Genomic DNA, 24,879 nt, shown 5'->3' on the forward strand with positions numbered 1-24,879 from the left:
TTGGATTCGCGGCCCGAATCCCGATATACTGACTATTAAGTATAAGTTTTGCCAATTAAACTAACATTTGAACCGATAGGCTGAGGTGTAACGATTAGTGCTGAGCGATAATAAGCCGTTATATAGTCAAATACTCGGGATATTGCGCGAGCGAATTTCCCAAGGAGAATATGTTACCGGCCAGCAGCTTCCGACGGAGCTTGAGCTAGCCGAACAGTTCGGCGTCAGCCGCATCACGTCCAAGCGTGCATTAATCGAGCTGGAAAGAGAAGGATTGATCTACCGCAGACGAGGGAGCGGCAGCTTCGTAAAGCAGCTTGATGAGGCGAAGAAGCTGGCAGAAGTGCCCGTAATGCAAGCATCCAGCATGATTATCTCGATGGTGCTGCCTTTCGCATCGCCGAACAATTCATTGGAGCATATGCAATCTGTTGCCCAATATTTGGAGACCAAAGGTTATTACTTGAGCATTCATAACAGCAATTGGAGCATTGAACGGGAGCGGGAGCTGCTTATCTCATTGCCCAAGCGGGGGACAGCGGGCATTATTCTCTATCCGGTGAGCTCGCAGCATAACCTCGATGTTGTCCATGCGCTTCATAGGAATGATTATCCGATCGTGACGCTAGATCAGTACTATAATTTGTTAAAGATGGGCAGCGTCGTCTCTGATAATGCGGATGGCGGCTATATCGCTGCGTCGAAGCTGATTGAGCTTGGACACACACGAATCGCGTTCATATCGACGGTGGGCATTCAATACCGAAGCACTGTTCGAGACCGCTTCTTCGGATATACGCGAGCATTGAATGATAACGGGCTTCCGATCGATATCGAGCTGTGCTTCAGCAATTTGCCGGGCGATGCCGAAGGTACGCCGACAGTACGCCGGGAGTTCTATAAGAAGCTCGTCGGCAAGCTGCAGGAGCTGAACGTGACCGCCATTCAAGCTGAGCATGATCTGGTAGCGCTCGATTGTTTAAAGGCGGCGCTCGAGCTTGGCATTAAAGTACCTGAGGAGCTGTCGATTATCGGCTTCGATAATAGCGAGCTCAGCGCACAGGCGGAGGTTCCTATCTCGACGCTGGAGCAGAATTATGATGAGATTGGCAGGCGCACAGCCATGATGATCGTGGATCAATTGGAGAACGGCGCGGTCCAGCAGGAGCGAGCGGTCATCCCGGTGGAATGGGTTTCTAGACAGTCAGTCGGTCCGGGGCCTGAGCTGCAAGATTTGAGCGAATAGATCAGCTGTTTAAGTAAACCTTCTTGCGAGGTACTCTCTATGAGACTCGCTGGGAGGTTTTTTGTTATAGAAGTATAATGTTGGAAGTGGTTATGGTATATCTTTTACTTACTTTTTTCATGAAAAACGGTATAATAAAGGCGGTGTAAGACGGTATTACGAATATAAGGTATATCTAATGGGAGAGGGACAAACATGAATTTAAACAGACTTGAAGAGCCCGCTATTCTGGATTACGCACCAAAGCATTATGTTTGCCGTCGTGCCGTAGGGCCGCTCGAGCTGGATGGCAGACTGGACAAGCCATTCTGGGAGCAGGCGCAATGGACGGAGGACTTCGTAGACATTGAAGGCGATGCGAAGCCGCTGCCAGCCAAGCGCACACGCGTGAAGATGCTGTGGGACGATGAGTATTTCTATTTCGGAGCTGAGCTGGTGGAAGACGAGATATGGGCGACGCTTACTGAGCGTGACTCCGTTATTTTCTATGATAATGACTTCGAAATCTTCATTGATCCTGACGGCGATTCGCATCAATATTATGAGTTTGAGATTAATGCCCTGAATACGGTGTGGGATCTGCTGCTTATCAAGCCGTACCGTGACGGAGGCCCGCCGGTCGATGCTTGGGATATTGCCGGATTGAAGACAGCAGTGCACATAGACGGAGAGCTGAATAATCCGAGTGCGGCTAACCGCAGCTGGAGTGTTGAAGTGGCGATGCCATGGAAGAGCTTGCTCGAATGCGCGAACGACCGGAAGCGTCCATCGGTCGGACAATTCTGGCGCGTCAATTTCTCGCGGGTCGAATGGCAGGTACAAGTGAAGGATGGCCGTTATGAGAAGGTCATTAATCCCGCAACAGGCAAGGCATACCCGGAAGATAACTGGGTATGGTCGCCAATGGGCCTTATTAATATGCATTATCCGGAGCTATGGGGCTATGTTGTTTTTGGCGATGACGCAACATCTTCTGAGTTTGCACTTCCGCAAGATGAGCTTGTGAAATGGGAATTACGCCGCCTGTACTACCGTCAGCGCAATTATTACGCTGAGCACGGACAATACGCAGCAGATCCGGCTGTACTGATGACTGGTGAGGGATGGACCATTCAGCCGCAGATCGAGCTTACGAGCCGACTATTCCAAATTTCCGCTTCATCGGCAGATGGACAAGGGACTTATTACATCGGGCAAGACGGCAAGTTGTGGAGCGAGTAACAGCGCTCATTAAATAGAGATGGTGGAGGAGAACAAGTTGAATTCGAATTATATTAAAGCAGGGTATGTCGGGGATTCATGGCTGCCTAAAGTAAGAGAAGAAGATGCACGCAAGCTTACGCATATGAACATCGCTTTTGGACATGTCGTGGACGACGGAATCAGTATCAGTCATCTGAAGCATTTGGACAGTCTGGATACGTTGAAACAATATAATCCAGATCTCGTCATTCTTCTCTCCGTAGGCGGCTGGAGTGCAGGCGGCTTCTCTGAAGCTGCATCAACTGCGAATGGCCGCAAGCGGATGGCGGATACAGCTGTAGAGATACTGCGCGAATATCCGATTGATGGAATCGATCTGGATTGGGAGTACCCTTGCTATGGCGTTGCGGGCATTGGAGCAAGCCCGGATGACCGTGTCAATTTCACGCTGCTGCTCAAAGAAATCCGGGAGGCGATTGATCTTCTCGGAGCTGAGAGAGGCCGTCACTACTTGTTGACCATTGCGGCTGGCGCAGATCAATACTATATCGACGGGACTCAAATGGATCAGGTGCAGCAGTATCTGGACTTCATCCAACTGATGACGTACGACATGCGCGGCGGATTCCAAACGTTGACCGGACATCATACGAATCTGCATGCTTCGACAGGCGATCTGTTCCGCATCAGCGTGGAAGCATCCGTTCGCTTGTTCAGAAATGCGGGAGTACCGAAGGAGAAGATCGTCATCGGTGCAGCGTTCTACTCGCGCTTATGGATGCATGTGCCTAATGTGAATAACGGCTTGCATCAGATGGCTGGAACAGCTGGCGGTTACGGTCCGGATTACACGAAGCTTGTGAACGAGTACATCGGCAAAAACGGATATGTCCGGTATTGGGATGACGAAGCGAAAGCGCCATATTTGTTCAATGGACAGAGCTTCGTTACTTATGATGATGAGGAGTCGATGAAGCATAAAGCTGATTTTGTCATCCGTGAGGAGCTCGCAGGCATCATGTTCTGGGAGTATTGCTGTGATACAACCTACCAGCTTCTTGATGCCATTCATCACGGATTCGAATCCGTTAACAAAAAATAAATAAAAATGAAGTTATAGATTGACTTGTCCAGAAAGATTATGGTATATTAATTTTCGTTGCTTCACTTGGAAGCGATAACTGCCAGATGCGGTCGTGGCGGAATTGGCAGACGCGCTAGATTCAGGTTCTAGTGTCAGCAATGACGTGGAGGTTCGAGTCCTCTCGACCGCACCATCTTACAAACACAACTCTTCGAAGTCATTCGAAGAGTTTTTTTATGCGTTACGGCTAGATAGAAGTAAATTCGGAGGAGTAAGCATGCTGAATGTAACAGCCGAAGTAACCAAAGATCCTTTCTTTGAATTGATCCAATCGCTTACCATCGATTTTATAGAGGTCGCCTTCTATGACAGCGGGGCTACTTTTCACTCGACGCCACATGCCCACAATTGGTTTGATATCAGCTATGTCATGAATGGAACCATTCAATATGAAATCGAGGGCAAGTCGTACGATGTCTCGAAAGGCCAATTGGTCTTGGTTGCCCCTGATAAAATCCATAGAGAAATCGGGATGCCCGGAACACCGTTCGAAGTCATGTTTCTTTGTTTGAAATTTTCCAGAGACGGGCTGCCGTTTAATCTGGCAGAATATCTCGGTATTGAAGAGCTGGAGTGCGTTTCCAGGAATGAGGCGCTTCGAGACACATTTGAGACGATCCTCCACGAGATCGCTTATCGCGAAGACGGTTACTTGCTTAAGCTTAACGCTCAAATCTACAATCTGTTGGTGGCAATTCGCAGAGGCATGGGACGCGGCCGAAGTAAAGTGGAACCTCCCAATCCATCGATTCATCTACGTAAGGAAAAGATCATCCACGATATTACTAATTTTCTGGAACAGAACTGGGATCAGAAAATATCCATGCGCCAGCTTTCCCTTACTTTCTTCCTCAGTATTCCTTATCTATCGACATTGTTTAAAAGGCATACCGGGAATTCAGTGGTGGAGTATATAAACAAGATCAAAATTAACAAGTCCAAATCGTTGCTCATCTCAGGTATGGAGGTCAGCGAGGTGTGGACGAAGGTTGGATACAGCAATATCCACTACTTTTACAAAGTATTTAAGCAATATACCGGTATGACCCCCATTCAATTTATAAAAGATACGATGGCACAGCAGATGAAAAAAGAACAATAAATGAAGAAGATTGTTGAAAGATTCTACTCCTTCACTTGGATTACCATAAGTAATGCAAGCGACATCTGAAGGAGGCATATCCATATGGATTTCAAAATCAAGGAATACGGAATCGGGACAAAGTTCGATTCTAGCGATATCGAGATTATGTCACATTTACTGCAAACGGCGGATACACTTGCTTTTGGCCCGCTTAGAAATAAGTTCGAACAGGATTTTTCAGCCTATGTAGGTGTTGAACATGCTGTAGCTGTCACTTCGGCGACGGCTGCCTTGAACCTAGCCGCGCAGCTCATCGGGTTGAAACAAGGGGATGAGGTCATCGGCAGCCCGCAAACCTTCCGGGCAACCTTCCTCGGTCTGGCTGCTAGAGAGGTTCACGTGCGGTTTGCGGATATCGACCCCAACACGCTAAATATGGACCCTAAAACAATAGAAGATAAAATTACGCCGAAGACGAAAGCAATATTCGTTGTTCATTATGGCGGCAACCCGGCGGAGATGGATGAGATTCTGGCGATTGCCCGCAAGCATAATTTGATCGTTGTCGAAGATGCGGCGCATGCGCTTGGCGCTAGCTACAAAGGACGTAAAATCGGTTCAATCGGAGATTTTACTTGTTTTTCCTTCAACTCCTTAAAAAACATGACCACTCTGGGAGAAGGCGGCATGCTTACGTTCCATGACTCCAAGTATTTGGAGTCTGCCTTATATTTACGCTCTATGGGATTAATCGGTGAGTGTGAAACAAGGCAGCGTACATTCGGTCCTTACGGCATGATGGATCCGTCTATTCATGATCATTCGGAGGGGGCTTTCACGCGCAAATGGAATCGGATCGACGATTGGGGGACTCACTATCGGATGAGCGATGCCCAAGCTGCCGGAGGAATCGTACAGCTTCGAAAGCTGGACGAGATGAACGATTTGCGCAGAGAAAGAGCAGATCGTTACAACGAGGGCTTATCGGAGATTCCGGGTATACGTACTCCTTATACCCCGTCTCATTCGCATAATGTTTGGCATCTCTACCCGTTGTTTATAGAACCGGAAGTTGTCGGTACGACCAGAGAAGCATTTATTCGATATTTGCAGGACGTGAAAGGCATTCATATTAATTTGCGCTATTTCCCGGTGCATTTGTCCGATTATATGCAATATTACGGACATGAGTATGGCGAATGTCCCGTGTGCGAGAAAGTCTGGTTTGAGCAGCATATCAATTTCCCGATCAATCCGAGAATGCCGCTTGAAGACGTTAATTACGTGGTAGACAGCGTCCGCGAAGCAGTGGAGCATTTTCAAGACATGTACGCTAGTGCAGCCATAATAGCCGAATAAGTTAGTCGAGCGCATTTTCTGAACCATGCAGGTACTAACGAAAACGAAACCCTTCGAGTAAAATCGAAGGGTTTATTTTTTGTTTTTCTAAAGGTATGGCTAATTTCTTTAACGAGAAGTCCGTTCATGTTTCCTTGAGGATCGATAACTCCGAAAAGGTCAGTTCCAGTTAACTGTTAAAATAGTGCCCCTCTTCCAGATCCGGAATCAGTGCTGCGTGCACAGGCCGCCATCCCATGGTTTCCTGAGTTAGTGTACTCGACGTGGGATTGTCGGCAGATGCGGCGAAGAAGAGCCAGCCGAAGTGGTTGACAGCCTCTTCGCTGGATATGCTGACAACTGGCAGGTTCAGGTGACGACCGATGACGCTGGCAATATCACGGAAAGGAATCCCTTCTTCACCGACACCGTGCAAACGCGAGCCTGCCGGTGCGGATTCCAACGCCAAGCGGAACAGACGTGCCGCATCAAGGCGATGAACGGCAGGCCAGCGGTTAGCCCCGTCGCTGATGTAAGCAGACACGCCTTTGGCGCGAGCGATGTCGATCAGTGCTTTGACAAAACCATGATCGCCTGTGCCGTGTACAGACGGTGCGAGTCGTACAATCGATGAATATACGCCTTGCTCCACAAGCTTCATCGTAGCTTCCTCGGAGCGCCGAGGCGAAGCTGAGTTCTGAGCGTCCTCTTCCGTAGCCAGTCGTCCTCTTGAGAGCAGAAGCGTACCCGAAGCGCCGACAAAACGTTTGCCTGTACCCTCGAGTACGGAGCCTATTGCCTCGATTGCCAGCCTGTCGGTATCGGCGGCGGCCGCAAAGTTCAAGAAGTCGTGATTGAAGGCGAGGTGAATGACGCCGTCCGCTGCGGAAGCGCCTTCGCGCAGGCTGTCGAGGTCATCCAGGTCACCTCGATGTACTTCTGCTCCAGCAGCCTTTAATGCTTCGGCTGCCTTGTCTGAACGGGCAAGCCCTACGACATGGTGCCCTGCGGAGAGTAGCTCGTGAACAACAGCGGATCCAATGAATCCAGTAGCGCCGGTGACGAAAACATGCATGAATAACTCCTCCAATTATGAAATCTCATTGCTTACAAGTGAAAGAATAAAGTATAGAGCGCACTCGATAGCAATACATTTCGAACCCATTTATAATAAAAAAATGGACAACTATTATTCGAGCAAACAAGTTTCTGAAAAAACCGGATTAAGCATTCACACGATGCGGTATTATGAGCAAATGGGTTTAATTGCAGGAATTGCACGGGACGATAATGGGTATCGCCGGTATTCAGAGGCCGATATCGTTTGGTTCCAAGTATTGAATTATTTTCGAATGATAGGGATGCCTATCCGAGAGATGCAGGAGTATTCTGCCTTCAATAAGAGTGAAGTCCCTACGTTAACAGCTCGAAGAGAGTTCATGGAAAGCTATCGCATGAAAGTCGTTGATCAAATAACGGAGCTAGAAGAGTCGTTGAAGCGAATCGATGACAAAATCACTTTTTTCAAAAATCTGGAGAATTCAGATGGAACGTAATCAGAAACCAAGTCTCATATAAAAAACCTCTTCGAATTATTTCGAAGAGGTTTTTTTATGCCTTCTGAGTGAGATTCCGCCGAAACCACTGATGATCGCAATGTAAAATCCGACATCGTACCACCAGCCCGTGTTGTTCGCTTCATATAGCCTAATGGCAGGTTTAAACAGACCGATAATAAGAGAGATAGGAGCAATCCAGCCATGCCAGATACCCCAGAAGAACCCTGCGGGACGAGCCGCGTTGTTGACGCCGTCACCGGGAACACAACCCGTTAATGATAGTACAATGACAACGATGAGCAGCAGAATGCATATCATTCTTCGTTTCATAATCGGCCTCCTTTTCTATTAAGGAGTCTATTCACCAAAGGACGACCTCATGCAATGCGTGTAAGTAAGATCATCTTTTCTAAAAAACAGTTGCGCCTCACGTAACGTGATGCATTAGATTAAATATGCGAGGTGATGATGGTGCTTTACAAAGTAAAGGAAGTTGCCGATTTGGTAGGCGTTAGCATCCGAACACTGCATCATTACGATGAGATCGATTTGCTGACGCCTCAAGCGGTGAACGCATTTGGTCATCGTCTGTACACGGACCGAGAATTGGAACGGCTTCAGCAAATCTTGTTCTTTCGCGAGCTTGGATTTCCATTGCATGAGATTAAGAGCGTTATGGACAGTCCCGATTATGATCGCAAACGAACGCTGGAGAAGCATAAGGAGCTATTGTTCCAGAAGAAGCAGCGTCTTGAAGACATTATTGGAACCGTTATCAAAACAATTCAATCTATGGAGGGTGGGTATACGATGTCTGCAGCAGAAATGTTTGGCGGGTTCGACTTCAAAGCAATTGAAGCTGACAAGAGCAAGTACACTGCACTAGGTAAGGAGCACACGTTAGCGGTCAAAGCTGATGGAACGGTATGGGGATGGGGCAATGTTGGTTTGAAGAACCGTGCTGAAGGAAGTATGCCTACTCCAACAAAAATACTATCCAATGTCGAAGGAATCGCTGCCGGTATGGGCAATTATCATTCTTTTGCGATTAGGGCAGACGGGACTGTATGGGGATGGGGGAGCAATACCCACGGCCAGCTTGGCAATGGTACGATTGACAACTTTGTCGATACGCCAATTCAAGTGGAAGGTATCGATGATGTTGCTTCTGTTTCAGGAGGCGTATTTCATGCTCTATCCATGAGAAAGGATGGCACGGTCTGGGCATGGGGACCGAACTGGTACGGTCAGCTAGGTGATGGAACCGTAGATGCAAGAATAGCTCCAGTGAAGATCGAGGGTTTATCCGACGTGAAAGAAGTGTCAGCCGGATGTTTCCATTCCATGGCTCTAAAAAACGATGGAACGGTATGGCGATGGGGAGGTTATGGGGATTGCACAGACCCTTACCCAATTAAGGATGAAGTTTGGGAGCCAACGCAAATTGCCCTGCTTGATCGAATCATTCAAATCTCTGCCGGGGGTTGTCACGGCACAGCATTAAGAGATGACGCAACGTCAACGGCGAGCTTGGAGATGGCACTTATGATAAGAATCGCTCGGCTAAACCGATCCAAGGACTTACGGATGTAATCCATATTGCCGCTGGTACCAAGCACGCAATGGCCCTTAAGAAAGACGGCAGCGTGTGGCTATGGGGCAGAAATGCGCACGGACAGCTTGGCGATATCGGCGAAAACTCGCGCAATGTACCTTTTCAGAGTTTCTAGAACGGAAAATTGTCCTCAATAATCTATCCATTTGACGAGGAGACAACATGTACGAGAACTTAATAAAAAATCTGCTGTTAGAGAAGTATTCCCTGGTTACTGAGCAAGTGGAGATGATATCGTACAGTGGCAAAATGGTATATAAGGTCCTGGGTACAGACAACGCTCCATATATCTTTGATCTATTCATTAAGAAGGAACAAGAGGACAGCACATCAAACGTTGATAACGTGAAATATTATACGCCCGAAGCCATCGCATCTGAAACGCGCATACTCCAGATTCTGCACCAGACGTATCCGGAACTTAAATCACCATGTCCTGTCCAGAACACAGACGGCCAATTGCTTTCAACAATGATGGTCGATGGCGCAAGCTTTCTATGCTCGGTGAGACAATTTATTACCGGGGTTGAACTGGTGAAGGGCAGCCCGGAGTATGTTAACCAGGCATTCGATGCTGGCGTCGTAGCAGCCAAGCTGCATCAATGTTCGATAGACCATATGCAGAGCGAATTTAGTAACAGACCTGTTCACAGGCAGCAATATGTGTACAATATCATCAATACCATTCTTCGGGGCATTGATGTCGCTACGATAACTCCCGATCAATTCGCTGTAGTTAGAGATGCTCTCACATTCATCATACGAAGAATGGACGAGATGGAGCAAAACCCGGAAAATCTCGGCATCGTTCACACCGATTTGCGTGATGCGAACTTTTTGACGGATGGAGAGAGCGTCATTCCAATCGACTTTGGAAGATGCATCTACGGCTACCATTTGTATGACATGGGAGAAATGTGCGCGCATATGGGAGGAGACGATAGCGATATCCTCGTGCAGCTTATTAAGGGCTATCATTCCATTCGCAAGCTAACTCCGTATGATATCGTTACTATTGAAGCATTCAAAATGTTATTCATATTAAGCGTAATTGCAGAGTTCATCTTACAAAAAGACAATCCGTACGTATACGATACGGTGAAAAGATTAACCGAGAAGGATTTAGTTCACCTTCTGTCCGGTGAGCCAGTTATTCAGGGCGTCCGGGATGCAATTATTTAACTACAAGAAGACGACCCCATACACATCAGCGTATGAGGTCGTCTTTAATGTTTCCGTTACTTGGCTTCCGCCTGGATATCGTCATTGGTCTCATCTTCTGCTGCTTGATCCAGCTCCGGCTGTGCTTCTCGATGCAATTCTTGCATATGCTGGATATGCTCCTTACCCCATTCACCCATCGCCATTAGAACCGGCGCTAAGCCTTTGCTGTGGTCGGTCATGGAATATTCGACCTTCGGCGGTATTTGCATATAGATTTTCCGGTGTACGATATCGTGGTACTCGAGTTCCCGCAGCTGCGTCGTCAGCATCTTCTTCGTAATTTCAGGCAAAGCGCGTTGCAGCTCGCTGAAACGCATCGTTCCGTTCGAGAAGAGTTGATACATAATCGAAGGCTTCCATTTGCCGCCTAGAATTTCCAGTACCTTTGTAAACTCACAGTTCTCAGACATGAGCATTCTCCTTAGGTATCTTTTTGTATACTATGTCACATTAATGTGCCTACTTCTCAATAGTGTCCCTAGAGGCTATTATACAGCCATAACATGCGAGCATTCAATTGCAGGCACAGTTGTTAAAAATAACCGGTAAGGGGAAAATGAGAGATGAATATTGCGCTGTGGGTCATTCAAGGAATATTGGCACTTATGTTTGTAATGGCTGGTATGATGAAAGCATTCCAGTACGAGAAAGTAAAAGCGAGTATGCCGTGGGCAAAAGACTATTCCAAAGGAACGGTGAATTTCATCGGATGGTCGGAGCTGCTCGGAGGAATTGGTCTGATCGTGCCATTCGCGACAGGGGTAGCGCCCATTCTAACTACAATTGCTGCGATTGCTCTCGCTTTCGTAATGGTACTCGCAATCGGCGTTCATGCGAAGCGTAAAGAGAATAAGGCCATCGTAATGAATGTGATCTGCGTCGTGCTGCTTGTCATTGTTGCAATCGGTCGTTGGTAATTGCACAAGAAGGAGGGGACGCGATGATTTCACCTGTATTTCTGGCGCATGGTTCGCCGATGACGATATTCGAGCAATCCGAGTTTACGGCTTTTCTTAACCGATATGGCAAAGAGAATCGGCCGAAGGCCATCGTTATCTTCTCTGCGCATTTCGAGAGCGAGATGACGACCATTGCTGCAACGGATGACGTCCATGAGATGGTATATGACTATTACGGTTTTCCGCCGTCATACTATCAGGTGCAATACCCGGCACGAGGCTCGTCGATTGTCGCGAATATGGTGGAGGAACGGCTTCGTCGTCATAATATCCCCGTACAGCAGAAGTACCGCGGACTCGATCACGGTGTCTTCCCAATTATGATGCATGCCTATCCGGAAGCGGATATTCCAATCGTTCCTGTATCGGTTAATCCGTATTTGCCTGCTGAGAAGCATATCGCAATCGGCGAAGCGTTGCAGGGGCTCGAGAAGGAAGGAATTCTTGTCATCGGCAGCGGATTTCTGACACATAATTTCAATGAAATTGACCGGGACAATGATGCGTTACCGCGGCAGTGGGCTGTGGAATTTAGAGATTGGGTTCGTGAAAAGGTACTTGCGCGCGATATCGAGTCGCTGAGCCGATATGAGACACTTGCCCCGCATGCGAGGCGCGGTGTTCCGCGAGCAGAGCATTTTGTACCGCTGCTCATTGCGCTTGGCGCGAATACGCCGGGCAATGATATCCGTGTTCTCTATGACACGATTGAACATGGTTCACTAAGTACGCTAAGCGTGCAGTTCTAGATAGGCATAACAAACTTTTTATGATGTAGTGTTGACTTCTCATTAACAGCCATGGTATATTAATTCTCGCCGCTTCGAAAGAAATGACGAAGTTGGTTACGAGATTTGCGGTCGTGGCGGAATTGGCAGACGCGCTAGATTCAGGTTCTAGTGTCAGCAATGACGTGGAGGTTCGAGTCCTCTCGACCGCATTACCCTTAATGATGATGCCCTTCAGATGATTCTGAAGGGCTTTTTTGTTTGCAAGAAAGGTAGATGTTTCTTGCGTTTTTTTGATATAATTGCCTCCATAATCTGATTGAACCAAAGGGAGAAGATTCAGTGACTGAGAATATGATAAAGCGAACATCAGGCAATCCGATTTTTGAAGGCTGGTATGCAGACCCTGAAGCTCGAATTTTCGAGAACAAGTATTGGATTTATCCGACTTATTCTGCTCCGTATGAGGAGCAAAGACATTTCGACGCGTTCTATTCCACGGATCTGATCGAGTGGACGAAGGTAGACCGTATTCTCGAGATGAGCAGTATCTCGTGGGCGTGGAGAGCGATGTGGGCGCCATCGCCGATTGAGCGCGGCGGCAAGTACTATTACTATTTTGCAGCGAACGATATTCAGAGTGACGATGAGCTTGGCGGCATCGGTGTAGCGGTAGCGGACAGGCCAGAGGGTCCTTATCGCGATGCGATTGGCAAACCGCTTATTGATAAGTTCCATCACGGCGCACAACCCATCGACCCGCATGTATTTATCGACGATGATGGAAGCGCATACTTGTACTACGGCGGCTGGGGACATTGCAATGTCGTGAAGCTGAATGAGGATATGATCAGCGTCGGACAATTCGATGATGGCGAGACGTTCAAGTCCGTCACTCCGGATCATTTTGTTGAGGGTCCATGTATGATTAAGCGCGATGGTTTCTATTACTTCATGTGGGCGGAAGGCGGCTGGGGCGTGCCGGATTATTCGGTCGCCTATGCGAAAGCGACGTCGCCGCTCGGTCCGTTCGAGCGTGTCGGGAAGATTCTGCAGCAGAATCCGGACGTGGCGACAAGCGCGGGGCATCATGGCATGATTCAAGTGCCTGGCACGGACGAATGGATTATCGTGTACCATCGCCGTCCGCTTAGCGAGACAGACCGCAATCACCGCGTCGTCTGCCTGGACCGTATGGAGTTTGAGGAGGATGGCAGCATCCGCCCCGTACAACTGACGTTCGAAGGGGTTAGCGCACGACCAATCGGAGAGTAGCAGGCAGCAGGAACAACTCGTCCACACCAAATGAATGCGATTTTCATAGAGTAGCATTATCTGGTGATGGAAGGAGTTGATGAAAGAATGACACACGTAATCTTTTATAATGTCAGCGTACCAGCCGTCGTCACCGATCAGGTTCATATCGAAATTCCGATTACGCCTGAGAAAGTGATTTTGGCTGAGCTAGGCATCTTTGTTGCTCCGCATTTCCCGAACAACCGCGTTGAGCTGAATGCTACTGTTGGTGTTGCAGGCGAGGAAGCTAGCGTATCGCAATTGTTATTCCGCGTGTTCCGGGGAACGCAAGAGATCTTCTATGCCCTGCAAGGAGTAGAACCGGGCTATGAGAGAAACATGATTGTCACTTTCCAAGTGATTGACATTAATGTATCTGAGGGAGCACATGGTTACTCCTTATATGTAGAGAAATTGTATAACTCAGGTGCTTCCGTTATCGGACCAATCAACCTGAGCGCAACTGTATATGCAGTCTAGCTAGGAGCACGAATGAAGAAGATGGGGATCAGCGATGATCCTCATCTTTTTTTTGTCTGCAGCATTAATTGGGGCGAATACATAAACTTTCCTATTCCCACAAACAATGAAGACGTCTGAGTATTCATGAATAGAGAGGAATGTATACATATGAGCCAGTTGAAGCGGTTTGTTGGGGCGGGTTTATGCGCCTTGATCGCTGCGATATTGCTGCTCCTGCCGACTACCGGCACGGCCGAAGCAAACAAACAAAGCGAAGTAAAGGGCAACCGTCAGGTCGCCATTGTTATTGATGATTTCGGCAACAACATGACGGGAACGCCTGAGATGATGGAGCTCCCGGTTCATTTTACGGTTGCAGTCATGCCGTTCATGCCGACGACGAAGCAGGATGCGGAGCTTGCGCATAAGCTCGGTCACGATGTAATCGTTCATATGCCGATGGAGCCGGTGCGGGGCAAGCCGGAGTGGCTCGGTCCTGGCGCGATAATGACTTCGATGAGCGACGAAGAGATCCGCAAACGCGTCGAAGAGGCGATTAGCGCCGTTCCATATGCCGTTGGGATGAATAACCATATGGGCTCCAAGGTGACGGCAGATGAACGCGTCATGCGAGTCGTGCTATCTGTCGTGAAGGCACACGGCATGTTCTTCCTCGATAGCCGTACAACCTTTAAGACGGTGCTGCCTAAGGTAACAGCAGAGCTTGGCGTGCCTTTATTGTCGAATCAAGTGTTTCTTGATGACGTGTATTCGACCAGTCACATCTCGAAGCAAATCGGCATTCTGCGGAGATATCTGGAGGACCATGATAGCTGTATCACGATCGGCCATGTCGGTCCTCCCGGCAAACTTACAGCGTCGGTGCTGAAAGCGAGCATTCCAAGCATGCAGTCGAACACAACGTTCGTCACGTTATCCCAAATGATCGTTCCATCAGCGGAGAAGGATATAATTCCGCACCCCTGAGTTAATGGCTTCTGCAAGCTGCACCTGCCTATGCGGATCGGTCAGCATCGCACGGTCGCCTTCGTGACTGAGAAATCCCAGTTCTACGATGACGGCGGGCTGTTTGACGACATTGAGCAGATAGAAAGGCCTGCCGACGCGCGGAAGTGCCTGCGTATTCTGTTTGCGGTTCAGCGCATCCTGGATGCAAAAAGCAAGCAGGGCACTCTCGCCCTCATTCTGATGAAGCACGAGCGGACCATGCTCGGTCTTGTCAGGCGCCCAATTGACGTGAATGCTGACGAGGATGCGCGTCTGAATTTCTTTGGTCAATTGGCTTCGCTGAGACAAGTCCCGTCTATGCCTTGAGCCGGCGGGGTTCCACCGATTATCGTCGCTTAGCGCGTAGTCGGCATCGCGATTAAGTACAGCTTTAATGCCGCTAGCGCTTAGTAGCAGATAGAGCTTCTTGGCGATCGCAAGGTTGATGTCTTTCTCGAGCAGATCTTCGTGATGAGCGCCGCCGTCAATGCCGCCATGTCCGACGTCGATCAGTACTTCTGCGCTTGGCAGTGCACGTCTGTAATCCGGCGGCAGCACACGAGAACTAACGGTATGCTTCGCAGGCGCATCCAGTGGATATTCGGCAGTCGCGGCGCAATGTGCCGGCTGAACGGAGCTTATGGCGATGACTGCGCAAAGCGGTAGAATGAGTCGCGTCAATGTTCGGTGAATGAGATTTAATGACATGGACATGCCTAACCTCCAGCTCCATAATACTTGAGGTTAGCGTGGCACAGTCCAAGGAAACTCATTCATGTTTGAAAGAAATGATTAGCGGAAACACTGTAGATAAGCAATTCATAAGGAAAAAGGAGCGGGGATATCATGGCTGTTGAAAAACCGGAAGAATACATTAAATTCATTACGGGCAAAGCGATCCATTTCATTGATATGCCGATGGACACGCGCAGAGAGAATCGCCAAAAAGCCAAAGCGACAAGAGAGCCTTGGCTGACGCGCTGGTTCGGTATTGGCGGATTCGGTCTCGTGCAGATGTTCAAGTCGTCATCTCGTGAGAATAGCATTAGCGAAGAACAACCTGATTTACCGGTAAAAATGACCTAATGTGTTCATAGTCGCCATCGGGATGTATCGCGAACCTTCATAATCCACTTCTACGAAGATGGACGAGTCGTCCCATCTGTGATAACCGATGGCAGGGAATACGAAGAGCACGGTCTGGCGATACAGCTCCGCGGTATAGCGGATTTGGCTCATCTGATCCAGATATTCCGGGAGATGCAGCCGAACTTGATCATACGATAACGGAGATTTGGTCAACCATGGCATCCGTTCATACGCATCGAAGCAGTCATTTGCTTGCGCCTTCGATATGGTGTTAAGCGTCTGAGCAGCTTGCTGCTTCAGTTTAGCGGAGACAGCCGATGACTGCTCGTCCCACATTTGGTTGTTAATCGGCAAGGCTTCTGCTGTCCATGCGTCCAAATAATACGTTCCTCCGTTTGCTGTTGTCCATTTCCAAACAGCGAGAACCGGAGATAGGTAAAGCCGTTCCAGATGGAGCGGCTTTTTTGCGGCTTCAGCGAAGGATGTAATCAGACCTTGACGGATCATAGAGCGATAAAGGGTATTCGGATCGAAGGCAGGATGATTGCCGGCTCCGTATTCACCAAGCTCAAATCCGCCGTTTGCTGTAGCATTAACAATCATATAGCCAACCGGTTGATGATTCACTTGAAAGGTGACCAGCCATCCATGCGTGCCAGGGCCAATCGGGACAATGACAGGTGTCGCGCTCTTCCAGGCTTCGAACCCTGGTTGCTTGGATATCGTATCTGACCATGCGTGTACTTGCTGCTCCAGCTTCGACTTCACCGGGGCAGGTGCCCCAGTGGAGCGAGCGATGATCGCGGCACCAGAAACAACCTCTGTAGACATCAAGAAGAAAGCGGACACAAGTATGGCCAAAATGAGGATACGGCGACGAAAGCTTTGCATGATGCATCACCTGCTGCTTCCTTAGATTTGACTTGCCATCGTGCATTCGATCCTGACACCGTCATTGTAACGAAATGGCGCGAAAAAGGGTGTAGGAACCTGTCAAGCGGCTGGGACAAGAATCGTTCTATTTTTGCCGGATAGTTGGTTCATACCACTGTTCTTGTCGCATCATGCATTCTTGTACGGCTCAGCCGATGCCCTGCAAGTAAAAGATGCCGCAATTGATGGCGGAAGCCGTCACGCGCGGTTCATACTGCCAGCGGATCTCTTCCTGGCGGCGCTCGAATTGTTCCGTAATTTGCGGTTTGTTCTCTTCCTCAGCAGATTCAATCAGCGGCTTGTAGTAGTGGTTAATCGTTTCGAGCTCTTCGTTTAGCCGCTTCGCTGCAGCAACCGCCCATGAATAATCGTAATTGCGCAGCTTGCGCTCAAGCGACTGTTCCGCGATGGTGGCGGCTTTGACTAAGCTGAGCGCATTCTTGGCCGTATGCACATTCGGAGGCAGCTTAGGCGTCATCCGGTATTGCAGCAGGTGATCATGAAACTGTTCGATGCACTGGCCGGTAGCCAGCGAGATACCGAAGGAGTGGAATTCTTCGCGCTTCATATCGCAGGCGAATTCGACCTTCATATTGACACCTAGCCAAGCGCTGTAAGCGGTTGAGTCGAGCGGGTGGCTGCTGCGCTTCTCGGGCTCTTGGAATAGGCACAGGTAGCTGCCGCCTAGACGGGAAGACTCGAACAGCTGATTAAGTCGCCTCGAGCCATAATAAAGATCCTCTCGAGGGACGCGGACATTCGTGTTCAATGTTCCGTGAATGTAGCCGAAAGAGCGGCCAAGTGCGGCCTCTGCGGAGTTAGTCGCTTGTGTTTCCTGCGAAGCGCTGCCTGGCTGGGCAGCTCCTATTGTTCCGCTCGCCCCGGTATTGCTTGGAGCCTGCTGCTGACTTTGCGCCGCCGCTTGATTGTCGTACTTCTGCTTGTCCGTAACGAGCAGCAGAGACATCGTCTCAGGCTCAACGCCCGTGCGGTCGACGAAGCTCCAGTAATAGGGGCGGTTCGTCAGATCACGGTCGGCCTTCGGAGACAGCTTGACTTGGAAGTGGGCAGGCGATTTCTCTACGATGTGGCAGCCTGTAGCATCCAAGTACCGCTGCACGAATTTCTGAATTTGGCGTTCGTTCATGGTCGCACCTCAATTGTTTGGCCAACGGCATTCATAATAGAGTTGATCGCGCTCATCTCATCATCCTCCAGCTCCACTTCATCGCGGATGCGGTTCAGCGAGTTGCCGAGATCGTCCATTTGCTTGCGCAGCAGATCGCCATTGCCGCCGGTCTCGAGCATGAGCCGGGCAAGCCGCTGCTCCAGCGATTCATTCTTCTCGAACCGTTCGAGAATATGATCCAGCTCGCCGATGACAAGCTCGAACAGGTTGATTTTCTCATGCAGCAGATTGACGATATGCTCTTCGATGGTTCCTTGTGTGCACAGATTATAAATCCGCACATCGCTCGTCTGACCAAGCCGATGGACCCGTCCAATCCGCTGCTCCACCCGCATCGGATTCCATGGAAGATCGAAGTTGATCATATGGTGACAAAACTGCAGATTGATGCCTTCACCGCCAGCCTCGGTTGCAATGAGTACCTGAGCGCGGCCGCGGAACAAGTCCATCATCCAATCTTTCTTGCCCCGGTTCATCCCGCCCCGGTACGGGACCGCAACCATATTGTTCGCGCGGAAATACTGAAGCAAGTATTCCTGAGTCGCCCGGTATTCCGTGAAAATAATAACCTTGTCGTTCATCTCGCGGACGAGCTCCATCGTTTTCTCCGCTTTCGTATTGGAGGTGATGGCCTTAATCACTTCGACAAGCTCCCATATCTTCGCACGAAGCGGAGAATCCTCTGCCGTCTTCTTGAACATGTTGACGAGCGTGACGAATACGGCGTCACGGCTGCTGCACACCTCGCGCTGCAGTGTAACGAGTGACAGCAAGCTCGACCAATCTCCATCAGATTCGCTTGCGCGATCACGGACAAACTTCGTTACGCCGTCATAGAGTGCTTGCTCCTCGTTGGAGAGTTGAAGCGGGATATTCTTCACGATCCGTTTCGTGAATTGAATATCGCCATCGCCGCGGCGGTTGCGGATCATGACGGTGGACAGCGCCTCGTGCAGCTGCTCCTCGTTCTTCGGGAGCCGCTTATCGACGACGAAGTTCGCGGCGAATTCATTCTGCCCGCCGAGCTGGCCCGGCTTAAGCAGCGTAATCAGGTTATACAGCTCATCCAGATCGTTCTGTACTGGCGTTGCGGTCAGCAGGAGACAGTATTTCTTGCGGAGCTGGTTGACGAACTGGTAGTTTGTCGTCTTCTTGTTCTTCAGCTTATGTGCCTCATCAATAATAATAATGTCATAGTCTTCCGCGAGCAGCCGTTCGCGGTGGGGATCACGCTTCGCAGTGTCCATAGAAGCGACGACAACATCATTGGCCCAGGAATGCTCCTTCTTCTGAGCGACGGCCGAGATGCCGAACTTCCCGTTCAGCTCGCGCACCCATTGCAGTACGAGAGAAGCGGGAACAAGTATAAGCGCCTTCTTCACTAAACCTCGCACAATATATTCTTTCAGCACGAGACCGGCTTCGATCGTCTTGCCAAGGCCAACCTCATCGGCAAGAATAGCGCGTCCGCTCATTTCATGCAGCACCTTGCGCGCTGTTGATATCTGATGCGTCATCGGCTCGAAGGAAGGGAGGCTGCGCAAACATTGCAAATCATCGAAGCTTCCAATGAGCCTTGACTGCTCTGCTTCAATCGCCAGCTGATACATCGTCCAATCGTCCCACGGGCCGTTGCGGTCAACGCGATCCTGCAGATTGTGAAGCCAGTTGCGGTCGAATTGCAGATCAACGCTCGGATGCAGCTTGCGTTTGACGGCCGGAGCCTCTTTTATGGGGTCGTTAGTCGGTTGCATGTGCTTATCGGACTCCTTTCAGTGACCAGGCGAAGCTTAAGTCAGCTTGACCTATCTAGTAGTATGGCCTTTAAGCTGACATTTCATAAGGAAGGGGATGTAGCGAGGAAGAGCAAAAGAAAAAGACCCTCGAATGGAGGGTCTTTCGTGTGTCGAGAAGAAATTCGCCTTTGTTTCAGCGAGCGGATTGAAGCGAGTTCAGATGAAGTAGCTGATCTTCAAAAATTGTAACGGTTGTCACAGCGCTTATTTGTGAAGATACCGCCTACTCAAACATTAAGCGGTTGTGAGAGAGCTTATTGGGCTCGAATGGATTGATTTACAGGCTGTAACCGCCGAATAGCTGCCCTGAGAACCGTTAGAAATTCAAATGGACTATTTGAGGCGAAATAGCGATCTTGATAACCGTTAGCACAGGCGAGGAGTTTAGACTCATCCTCTCGAAAGTCGAAAGACCCTCGAATGGAGGGTCTTTCGCGTGAATGCCGTAATGTGAACGAATGAAGTAGTGAGCTATGGTTCTAGCTTCTCAACCTTCTGAAGCTTCGAAGGATTGTTGATCTTGTAGCGGACAGGATGCTTGGTTAGCTTCTTCTCCACAATCTTGCACTCGAATGTAATCGTTGTGCCGATCTCGAGCTCTAATTTCTTGAGCGTCGCGCTGTAGCTCGACCATGCGTCACCAAGATCGAGAGCGGGCTCCTCTATGGAAGCCGCTTCATAAATAATGACTTCGTCCTCTTCCTCGGTGAAATTATTCGGCACCGTCGTAAACTCCTTGACCGTCGCCGTCATTCTCACCTTCTCCACAGGAAGCTGCAGCTTAGGCGCTTTCTCCTTCTTCGCTGCTGCTTTCTTCTTCGGCTCTGCCGCTGCAGGAGCTTCGGTCTCCGTATCGGCTTCTGCAGCCGCCGCTGCCGCATGAATAGCGGCAGTCTCTGCCGATTCCGCTGTCGTCTCTGCCGAAGCAGACGCAGTTGGCGCCTCGCTAGCGGGAGCCTCTTGATCGCCGCTGCTTTCCTCGCTCGCGGCCGATTGTCTCACGCCGAAGCTAGCGGTCTGCATTTCTTTCAAGTAGGAAGGGTGAATGCAGTGCTGCTGCTTATTATCAAATTCGAGCACAGCTGTCATTGTATCGACGTAGCCGACAATGGAGCAGGTCGTATTCAGGCCGCCGCCTTTATATGCGAATCGTTTCGTCTTCGTAGCTTTCTCGGATAGTAAGCCCCATTCTTTACATTGCTGTATTTGCTCATCTTCGCTAGCGAAGGGAGCGAAAGTGCTGGGCGCGATCATGAACATATGTACCATTAATTCTCCGCCTTTCGATATAGATACCTCTCCCAGTTTACCATGTTTCGAGCTGCGGATACACGTTTGATATATTGAATAAATAATTAATCATGTGTATATTTATACAATACAATTGGAGGTGGACAATAATGAACAGTAGCTTGGTTCAGACAATTGAGGAGCTGACTATGAACGCATGGCCATCTCTGCAGACACTAGCCTACGAAGGCTGGCTGCTGCGATTCGCGAATGGTTATACGAAGAGATCGAATTCGGTCCATGCGATGTACGGGGTTAGTGTGGAGGATGTGGTGCTTGCTACACGTATCGAAGCATGTGAGTCAATATATAGAAGAGAAGGACTGCCGGCCATCTTCAAGCTGACAGCTTTATGTCCGAGCGCGCTGGATACTGCACTTCAGCAACGAAATTATGCCATAGAAGATCCTTCACGTGTTATGCTATTGGAAAGTCTGCTGGAGTTGCCAGCTCCGGCGCTGCCACACATCGAGGTTGAGTCAGCCTTAACCGACGAGTGGTTGCATCGAATGTGTACGTTCAACGAGATTTCGGAAGCGAATCAGGCGAATTGTGCCCGGATCATCAAGCAATCAAAGGTGAGGCAGGCGTTCTTCACACTGTATGACGGCGATCGTCCGGTTGCTTGCGGACTCGGTGCTATGGAGCGAGAATACCTCGGACTCTATGATATCGTGACGAATCGCCCAGATAGGAAGCACGGCTATGGCGAGCAGCTTATTCTCCATATGCTCGAATGGGCACGTCAGAATGGAGCGACGAAGAGCTATCTGCTCGTCGTAAGGAATAACGCGCCGGCTAATCATTTATACGAGAAATTGAAGTATAAAGAAATCTACCGTTACTGGTACCGCGTTCAACACTAATAAATCCAGGCTCATCCATAGCCATTGTACAAAGGAGGATGCAACATGGAGATCCGGCTTCGCGGACATCATCTGCTCTGTCTGCTCGGGTTCCGAGGGATGGGCTACTCAGCTGAATTCGCAGCGAATATGCGTCTTGTCTATAACGAGCTGCGCGACAAGCCTCAGACGCCGATCACGATAATCGGCGGACCTGATGACTTGTGCGCGTGTTTCCCGAAGGATGCCGAGCAGCACTGCGAGAATCGTTCTGTATATGAACATGATAAGCGTATTCTGAATAAGCTTGGCTTCGAAGCAGGGCTGACCATGCCATGGGCGGATGTCATAGCTAGAGTCCGCGCACGTATGCAGCCGGAGGACATTAATACTCTCTGTTATACATGCGAATGGCGTTCATATGGCGTCTGCGAGGCAGGCGTTAGGACCATTAATCAAGGCGCATGGATGCCGTCGTTATAAGCTTTATTCCTGTTCGTCTGCAAAAGGCAGCAATGCCACAAAACGTTTCGAAGCGGAGGAGAGCGGAACGCCGCGAAGGATGGCAATGCCGATGTGCCGCTCTGGTGGAGCCGGGGTGAGTGGGATTTCGACCAACTCGCCCCGCGCAAGCTCCTGCTCCACATAATTGCGCGTGACAAAGGCTAGACCAAAGCCGCTCATCGCGAATTGCACGAGCAAATCCATACTGCCTAGCTCAAGCTCCGGCTTCAACTGCACGCCGGCCGCTTCAGCATAATGGTCCAGAAATTGCCGTGTACTGCCGCCTGGCTCGAGCATTATTAGTGGATACTCATGCAGCTGTTCTAGCGCAAGCGGCTGCTGCTGAAGCCGGCGCGACAATTCAGCATAAGCCTTGCCGCCGACCAGACAATCCTGCTGCGGCAAGCTGCGCTTGCATTCGATTTTGCGATCTTCCGCCGGCAGATTGACGATCCCGATATCCATCTTGCCCTCTTTGAGCAGATGCAGCGTCTCCGGAGTCGTCTGATTCGTTACATGTATGCGGATGTTCGGATATTGGTTATGGAACTTCTCCAAGTAGGGAAGCAAATAATGCTTGCTCAGCGTATCGCCCGCCCCGATTCGAATCTCGCCTTCGTCCAGATTACGCATGTCCGATATGCGCTTCTCCCCGGATGCAAACAGATTGAATGCCTGTTCGACATATTGCAGCACAACCTCGCCTTCAGCGGTTAAGGACACCCCCTTGGATGAACGGAAGAACATCGGTCCTCCCAGCGCGTGCTCCAGCTGCTTCAATGTATGACTGATTGCCGGCTGCGTAATATGCAGATGCTCCGCGGCCCGTGATAAACTCCCCAATCTTGCCGTCCAGTAGAAGCTTCGATACCATTCCATATTAATCTCGTTCATGATATTACCTCATTTTATAAGTGATATTACTTATATCAATTATTCTAATGACTCCTCCCGCCATTATAATCAACTTTGCAAGCTACAAACAAGGCTCAGGAGGCGATTGTATGACAGTAACGGCAATTGTAGGTGCGAATTGGGGCGACGAAGGCAAGGGGAAGCTGACGGATGTGCTCGCGGCACATTCATCTTTCGTCGTGCGATATCAAGGCGGCAGCAATGCGGGACACACGATCATTAACGAGTTCGGCAAGTTTGCGCTGCACATGCTCCCATCAGGGGTATTTTATCCTCATGTCACGAATGTAATTGGACCAGGCACGGCGCTTGATGCCGAAGTCTTGTTGCAGGAACTGGATGCACTGGAAGCGCGCGGAGTTCCCAAGCCAAGCGTGCGTATATCTGAGCGAGCTCAGCTTGTTCTGCCATATCACCGGTTGTTCGATCAGCTGGAAGAAGAACGTCTTGGTTCGTTAAGCTTTGGCTCCACACGGCGGGGGATTGCGCCATTCTATGCGGACAAATATGCGAAGCTCGGCATACAAGCTTTCGATCTGATGGATCCTGTAAGACTGCGCAGCCGGTTGTCCCAATCGCTTGCGGCCAAGAACGTGCTGCTCGAGCATCTATACGGCGAAGCTCCGATTGATCTTGAAGCTGTGCTAGAAGAGCTGAGTGAATATGCGGTTAAGCTTCAGCCTTACCTGGCAAATACAACAGAGCTGCTTGCAACGCGCTATCCAGAATGGAGACTCTATCCTCGTAGAAGGTCAGCTTGGCGCTCTTCGCGACCCGGATCATGGCATTTATCCATACTCTACTTCATCCTCTACACTAGCTGGTTTCGCTCCGGTAGGCGCAGGCATTCCAGCAAGCAGCATTGAGCGGGTTATCGCGGTTGTGAAGGCATATTCAAGCTGTGTCGGTGCAGGGCCGTTCGTCTCTGAAATAACTGGCGAGGAAGCGCATGCCCTTCGTATCCGTGGGGGAGATGCAGGAGAATTCGGCGCAACTACCGGCCGTCCGAGACGGATGGGATGGTTCGATGCGGTCGCGACCAGATATGGATGCATGGTTCAAGGGGCGACCGAAGTCGCGCTCACGAACCTCGATGTGCTCGGGTATTTGGAGGTAATTCCAGTCTGCAGCGCATACCGGTTGGCAGACGGCACAGTTACCCGAGAATTTCCGGTGAACGCTAAGTTGGAAGGAGCTGAGCCGGTTCTGAGCGAGCTGCCAGGCTGGAGCTGCGATATTAGCGGCATAAGAAGCTTCGATCAGCTTCCGTCGAATGCGATCGCCTATGTGGAGTGGATGGAACAAGCGATAGGCGTGCGCATCGGCTCGATTTCCGTTGGTCCTCGCAGGGACCAAATTATATGGCGCTAGCATGCGAGAACAGGCGATTACATAGCTATACAGTATGAACAAGCTGTTCTTTGCTCCAGCTTTCGTTCACTTAGCTATGGA

Annotated in this window: 25 protein-coding genes, 2 tRNA genes and 2 pseudogenes; 20 read left to right on the forward strand and 9 right to left on the reverse strand. The window is 49.7% G+C overall.

From position 1 onward, the window contains the following. Window positions 1-97: 97 nt before the first annotated feature. The 6 genes from AC0YNX_RS01965 to AC0YNX_RS01990 all read left to right on the forward strand — a co-directional run bounded on the left by AC0YNX_RS01965 (window position 98) and on the right by AC0YNX_RS01990 (window position 6,036). On the forward strand, window positions 98-1,246 hold the full coding sequence (locus tag AC0YNX_RS01965; RefSeq protein ID WP_475813978.1) for a LacI family DNA-binding transcriptional regulator: 1,149 nt from the start codon (window positions 98-100) through the stop codon (window positions 1,244-1,246). A gap of 195 nt (window positions 1,247-1,441) precedes the next feature. Further along, window positions 1,442-2,467 (forward strand): carbohydrate-binding family 9-like protein, encoded by a 1,026-nt coding sequence (locus tag AC0YNX_RS01970; protein WP_475813979.1) that lies wholly within the window; start codon window positions 1,442-1,444, stop codon window positions 2,465-2,467. Window positions 2,468-2,504: 37 nt separating this feature from the next. Then, window positions 2,505-3,551, forward strand: a complete 1,047-nt coding sequence (locus AC0YNX_RS01975; protein ID WP_475813980.1) for a glycoside hydrolase family 18 protein — start codon at window positions 2,505-2,507, stop codon at window positions 3,549-3,551. A gap of 88 nt (window positions 3,552-3,639) precedes the next feature. Further along, a tRNA-Leu gene (locus AC0YNX_RS01980) sits at window positions 3,640-3,726 on the forward strand. Window positions 3,727-3,810: 84 nt separating this feature from the next. Next, window positions 3,811-4,695 carry an AraC family transcriptional regulator gene (locus AC0YNX_RS01985; RefSeq protein ID WP_475813981.1) on the forward strand — a complete coding sequence of 295 codons (885 nt, stop codon included), beginning with the start codon at window positions 3,811-3,813 and terminating at the stop codon, window positions 4,693-4,695. An 84-nt stretch (window positions 4,696-4,779) separates the two neighbouring features. Further along, window positions 4,780-6,036, forward strand: coding sequence for a DegT/DnrJ/EryC1/StrS family aminotransferase (locus AC0YNX_RS01990; protein WP_475813982.1), 1,257 nt, complete (start codon window positions 4,780-4,782; stop codon window positions 6,034-6,036). A gap of 169 nt (window positions 6,037-6,205) precedes the next feature. Here the strand turns inward: AC0YNX_RS01990 and AC0YNX_RS01995 are convergent, their stop codons facing one another. Next, on the reverse strand, window positions 6,206-7,090 hold the full coding sequence (locus AC0YNX_RS01995) for an SDR family oxidoreductase (RefSeq protein WP_475813983.1): 885 nt from the start codon (window positions 7,088-7,090) through the stop codon (window positions 6,206-6,208). Window positions 7,091-7,193: 103 nt separating this feature from the next. On the opposite strand from AC0YNX_RS01995, the gene AC0YNX_RS02000 reads away from it, so the two are divergent. Then, window positions 7,194-7,571 carry a MerR family transcriptional regulator gene (locus AC0YNX_RS02000; RefSeq protein ID WP_475813984.1) on the forward strand — a complete coding sequence of 126 codons (378 nt, stop codon included), beginning with the start codon at window positions 7,194-7,196 and terminating at the stop codon, window positions 7,569-7,571. Between the two features lie 36 nt (window positions 7,572-7,607). Here the strand turns inward: AC0YNX_RS02000 and AC0YNX_RS02005 are convergent, their stop codons facing one another. Then, on the reverse strand, window positions 7,608-7,904 hold the full coding sequence (locus tag AC0YNX_RS02005; RefSeq protein ID WP_475813985.1) for a hypothetical protein: 297 nt from the start codon (window positions 7,902-7,904) through the stop codon (window positions 7,608-7,610). Between the two features lie 138 nt (window positions 7,905-8,042). Here AC0YNX_RS02005 and AC0YNX_RS02010 point away from each other — a divergent pair. The 3 genes and pseudogenes from AC0YNX_RS02010 to AC0YNX_RS02020 form a co-directional block, all read left to right on the forward strand. Continuing rightward, window positions 8,043-9,056: pseudogene (locus AC0YNX_RS02010) on the forward strand (RCC1 domain-containing protein); the annotation flags it as partial. Window positions 9,057-9,196: 140 nt separating this feature from the next. Further along, window positions 9,197-9,304 (forward strand): hypothetical protein, encoded by a 108-nt coding sequence (locus AC0YNX_RS02015; protein WP_475813986.1) that lies wholly within the window; start codon window positions 9,197-9,199, stop codon window positions 9,302-9,304. 134 nt (window positions 9,305-9,438) lie between these two features. Further along, entirely contained in the window at window positions 9,439-10,371 is a 933-nt protein-coding gene (locus AC0YNX_RS02020) for a phosphotransferase enzyme family protein (RefSeq protein WP_475813987.1), read from the forward strand. Window positions 10,372-10,427: 56 nt separating this feature from the next. Here AC0YNX_RS02020 and AC0YNX_RS02025 read toward each other — a convergent pair whose 3' ends face one another. Then, the gene (locus AC0YNX_RS02025; protein ID WP_475813988.1) at window positions 10,428-10,823 is read right to left on the reverse strand and encodes a winged helix-turn-helix transcriptional regulator; all 396 of its coding nucleotides are present in this window, start codon (window positions 10,821-10,823) and stop codon (window positions 10,428-10,430) included. Between the two features lie 153 nt (window positions 10,824-10,976). On the opposite strand from AC0YNX_RS02025, the gene AC0YNX_RS02030 reads away from it, so the two are divergent. The 6 genes from AC0YNX_RS02030 (at window position 10,977) to AC0YNX_RS02055 (ending at window position 14,845) form a co-directional block, all read left to right on the forward strand. Then, window positions 10,977-11,330 carry a DoxX family protein gene (locus AC0YNX_RS02030; protein ID WP_475813989.1) on the forward strand — a complete coding sequence of 118 codons (354 nt, stop codon included), beginning with the start codon at window positions 10,977-10,979 and terminating at the stop codon, window positions 11,328-11,330. Between the two features lie 23 nt (window positions 11,331-11,353). Next, window positions 11,354-12,121 carry a DODA-type extradiol aromatic ring-opening family dioxygenase gene (locus tag AC0YNX_RS02035; RefSeq protein ID WP_475813990.1) on the forward strand — a complete coding sequence of 256 codons (768 nt, stop codon included), beginning with the start codon at window positions 11,354-11,356 and terminating at the stop codon, window positions 12,119-12,121. A 107-nt stretch (window positions 12,122-12,228) separates the two neighbouring features. Continuing rightward, window positions 12,229-12,312: transfer RNA gene (locus AC0YNX_RS02040), tRNA-Leu, on the forward strand. Window positions 12,313-12,454: 142 nt separating this feature from the next. Next, the gene (locus AC0YNX_RS02045; RefSeq protein WP_475815150.1) at window positions 12,455-13,375 is read left to right on the forward strand and encodes a glycoside hydrolase family 43 protein; all 921 of its coding nucleotides are present in this window, start codon (window positions 12,455-12,457) and stop codon (window positions 13,373-13,375) included. A gap of 87 nt (window positions 13,376-13,462) precedes the next feature. Then, the gene (locus AC0YNX_RS02050; protein ID WP_475813991.1) at window positions 13,463-13,876 is read left to right on the forward strand and encodes an exosporium protein C; all 414 of its coding nucleotides are present in this window, start codon (window positions 13,463-13,465) and stop codon (window positions 13,874-13,876) included. Between the two features lie 150 nt (window positions 13,877-14,026). Beyond that, window positions 14,027-14,845 (forward strand): divergent polysaccharide deacetylase family protein, encoded by an 819-nt coding sequence (locus tag AC0YNX_RS02055; protein ID WP_475813992.1) that lies wholly within the window; start codon window positions 14,027-14,029, stop codon window positions 14,843-14,845. Here the strand turns inward: AC0YNX_RS02055 and AC0YNX_RS02060 are convergent. Continuing rightward, the gene (locus tag AC0YNX_RS02060; protein WP_475813993.1) at window positions 14,813-15,580 is read right to left on the reverse strand and encodes an N-acetylmuramoyl-L-alanine amidase family protein; all 768 of its coding nucleotides are present in this window, start codon (window positions 15,578-15,580) and stop codon (window positions 14,813-14,815) included. The two genes, AC0YNX_RS02055 and AC0YNX_RS02060, sit on opposite strands and share 33 nt — an antisense overlap. A 132-nt stretch (window positions 15,581-15,712) precedes the next feature. Here AC0YNX_RS02060 and AC0YNX_RS02065 point away from each other — a divergent pair, with 132 nt between their 5' ends. Beyond that, window positions 15,713-15,952, forward strand: a complete 240-nt coding sequence (locus AC0YNX_RS02065; RefSeq protein ID WP_475813994.1) for a YqzE family protein — start codon at window positions 15,713-15,715, stop codon at window positions 15,950-15,952. Here the strand turns inward: AC0YNX_RS02065 and AC0YNX_RS02070 are convergent. The 4 genes from AC0YNX_RS02070 to AC0YNX_RS02085 all read right to left on the reverse strand — a co-directional run bounded on the left by AC0YNX_RS02070 (window position 15,932) and on the right by AC0YNX_RS02085 (window position 21,142). Continuing rightward, a complete protein-coding gene (locus tag AC0YNX_RS02070; RefSeq protein ID WP_475813995.1) occupies window positions 15,932-16,846 on the reverse strand; it encodes a hypothetical protein in 915 nt (304 codons plus the stop codon). The two genes, AC0YNX_RS02065 and AC0YNX_RS02070, sit on opposite strands and share 21 nt — an antisense overlap. A 190-nt stretch (window positions 16,847-17,036) precedes the next feature. Further along, window positions 17,037-18,035: a YqhG family protein gene (locus AC0YNX_RS02075; protein ID WP_475813996.1), complete on the reverse strand. Its 999-nt coding sequence runs from the start codon at window positions 18,033-18,035 to the stop codon at window positions 17,037-17,039. Next, entirely contained in the window at window positions 18,032-19,831 is a 1,800-nt protein-coding gene (locus AC0YNX_RS02080) for a DEAD/DEAH box helicase (protein ID WP_475813997.1), read from the reverse strand. Before AC0YNX_RS02080 ends, AC0YNX_RS02075 begins: the two co-directional genes overlap by 4 nt. 513 nt (window positions 19,832-20,344) lie before the next feature. Next, a complete protein-coding gene (locus tag AC0YNX_RS02085; protein WP_475813998.1) occupies window positions 20,345-21,142 on the reverse strand; it encodes a hypothetical protein in 798 nt (265 codons plus the stop codon). Between the two features lie 131 nt (window positions 21,143-21,273). Between AC0YNX_RS02085 and AC0YNX_RS02090 the strand changes: the two genes are divergently transcribed. Continuing rightward, window positions 21,274-22,029: a GNAT family N-acetyltransferase gene (locus tag AC0YNX_RS02090; protein WP_475813999.1), complete on the forward strand. Its 756-nt coding sequence runs from the start codon at window positions 21,274-21,276 to the stop codon at window positions 22,027-22,029. Between the two features lie 45 nt (window positions 22,030-22,074). After that, a complete protein-coding gene (locus AC0YNX_RS02095) occupies window positions 22,075-22,491 on the forward strand; it encodes a DUF1284 domain-containing protein (protein WP_475814000.1) in 417 nt (138 codons plus the stop codon). Between the two features lie 3 nt (window positions 22,492-22,494). Here AC0YNX_RS02095 and AC0YNX_RS02100 read toward each other — a convergent pair whose 3' ends face one another. Next, window positions 22,495-23,406: a LysR family transcriptional regulator gene (locus AC0YNX_RS02100; protein ID WP_475814001.1), complete on the reverse strand. Its 912-nt coding sequence runs from the start codon at window positions 23,404-23,406 to the stop codon at window positions 22,495-22,497. 110 nt (window positions 23,407-23,516) lie between these two features. Here AC0YNX_RS02100 and AC0YNX_RS02105 point away from each other — a divergent pair. Beyond that, a pseudogene (locus tag AC0YNX_RS02105) lies at window positions 23,517-24,798 on the forward strand (adenylosuccinate synthase). Window positions 24,799-24,879 lie beyond the last annotated feature (81 nt).

Source organism: Paenibacillus sp. J31R98 (assembly GCF_056269245.1).